The sequence below is a fragment of the Caulobacter sp. P1_B12_2 genome, from assembly GCF_056406675.1.
Map to the genome: position 1 here is coordinate 1 of NZ_JBFTZS010000643.1, position 1869 is coordinate 1869.

At 63.8% G+C, this 1869-nt stretch carries 3 protein-coding genes; 1 reads left to right on the forward strand and 2 read right to left on the reverse strand.

All coding sequences use genetic code 11. The annotated features are described in order from the left end of the window. On the reverse strand, positions 1 to 356 hold a 356-nt coding region (locus AC1DZ6_RS24400; protein WP_477099688.1), incomplete at its 3' end, for an alpha/beta hydrolase. A gap of 468 nt (positions 357 to 824) precedes the next feature. Here AC1DZ6_RS24400 and AC1DZ6_RS24405 point away from each other — a divergent pair. Next, positions 825 to 1049 (forward strand): hypothetical protein, encoded by a 225-nt coding sequence (locus tag AC1DZ6_RS24405; protein WP_477099689.1) that lies wholly within the window; start codon positions 825 to 827, stop codon positions 1047 to 1049. A 17-nt stretch (positions 1050 to 1066) separates the two neighbouring features. On the opposite strand, the gene AC1DZ6_RS24410 is transcribed toward AC1DZ6_RS24405, so the two are convergent. Beyond that, positions 1067 to 1711: a TetR/AcrR family transcriptional regulator gene (locus AC1DZ6_RS24410; RefSeq protein ID WP_477099690.1), complete on the reverse strand. Its 645-nt coding sequence runs from the start codon at positions 1709 to 1711 to the stop codon at positions 1067 to 1069. Positions 1712 to 1869: the final 158 nt, after the last annotated feature.

The window sequence follows — 1869 nt, forward strand, 5'->3', positions numbered from 1 at the left end:
GGGAAGGGGTGTTCGGGCGCGAGACCGTAAGCGGCCGACACGACGCGGACGCCAGCGGCGTCCGCCAACCGCTGGCAAAGGGCGTCATGGGTGTCGTTGTCGGAGATCACGAAACCGCCGCCGTGGAAGAACAGGATGGCGGGGCCGACCGCCGGAGCGTGCATCGGCACATAGAGGCGAGCGGCGCGCCGACCGCTGGCGGCGGGGTAGTCGAGATTGCGGATCTGGGCCAGGCGCGGAAGTTTGCGATCGCGATGGGCGATGGCGAAGCGCACGGCGCGGCGGACCCGTTCGAGCCCGAAGCGATGAGCGCCGGCCACGCGTTCGGCGAAGACGCTGGTCAGGGGCGCGTTCATGGGTCTCCCGCTTTGGCCGTTGGAGCGCAAGAACGCTTAGCGGGCCAGGGTTAGACTGTCCAATGGCAGGCGGCTTGGCGGTCCTCAGCCTCGAATCGCCGCCGGTTGGGCCAGCGAAAGTCGGTATTTTCGCCTCTGGCGCGAACAGGCCGCGCCCAGGGTTTGGGCAGGGCGTGTCCGGCTGCACGCTTTGCGTACAAACGGACGTTCTCCACAGCTTCACCTTGAGGCCTGACGGTCTTGCCCTTGATCGGCCGTTTTGGCGCACTAGTTATCAATCCGTGGAGCCGCCTTTGGCGCTCCTGCCCTTCCTGGGCGTTTCCTCCCTAATGACTGCCCGGCCTTCGTGCCGGGCTTTTTTTTGCCCGTGTCACGGCCTTTGATCGACGTGCGCCGGGCGCCGCCGTAAACTCCATCCTCAAGTGTGAGCCGTTCCGGTTTCATCGGCGGCTTCAGTGGAGACCGAGTATGGACAAGGCCGAACTCAATCGTGTCGTCGAGCGACACAAGGCCGAGCAGGAGGCTCTCAACGAGCGCCTGGAAGCCCTGCGCAGCGGCAAGCTTCAAGTAGGGTTGCGCGCCGACGACGGCACCGTGCAGGACGAGACCCACGTTCACATCAGCGAACTGGAACGCCTGCGCCTATGGCTGGCCGAGAATGTCGCCCGCTATGAGGCGCTTCTGGGCGCCTAAGGAAGCAGGGCGCGCGGCTAGGCCGGTCGCGCGTCGTTCTTCAGACCGCTCAGACTGGCGACGCCGATAGCCGCCATCAATCTGTCGACCGTCACGCCCTCGACTGTTGGCACCCATTGAGCCAACCAGATCAACATGCCCAGCAGCAGCTGCACCACCAGCGACGACTCGCAGGGGGTGATCGATCCGTCGGTCATGCCGTCCTGGATCATCCGTTCCAGCCGGCGCGTCAGCTGTTCGCTGCAGGCCGCGATCGCGTCGCGCTGGTCTTCGTCCAGATAGGAACGGTCGCCGAAATAGAGCAGCGGGCCGTTGCGGGCGGATTCCACGAGCAGGGCGCGTAGGAAGCGTTCCAGCCTTTCGAAACCCGTCCCGCCCTCGGCGTTGGTTTCGCTCAGAATCCGCTCGAAGCGCTCCAGCGAGCTCTGGTGGCAGGCGAAGACCAGGGCCTGCTTGTTGGGAAAATAATAATAGAGGGCCGCGTCGCGCAGATCGAGCGCGGCCGCAATCTCGGTCATGGTGGCCAGGGCGTAGCCCTTGATGTTGATGATCTCGGTGGCCGCTCGAAGGATCGAGTCCCGCTTCTTGGCGGATTTCGGGCTGTGGGACAGCGGCTTATGGCTGTCCGGCGCGACCGTTACGGTGTCGTCTTCGCCGTTCAAGGCTACGCGCTCCCCTGGTGTTCTCTTTACGGAACTTCCGCAGTGGTAGCGGTTCGACGCTGCTTTGGGCAAGCGTCCTGAGAACGGCGTTCTGTTTCATCCTAAAATTTCTAACTTGCTCTAGAATATCTGGGGTGTACTAGAATCGAGCTTGGGAC

Bases quoted from the DNA above. Each gene is read 5' to 3' on its own strand.
- AC1DZ6_RS24405 (WP_477099689.1), top strand. From the start codon at position 825: ATGGACAAGGCCGAACTCAATCGTGTCGTCGAGCGACACAAGGCCGAG.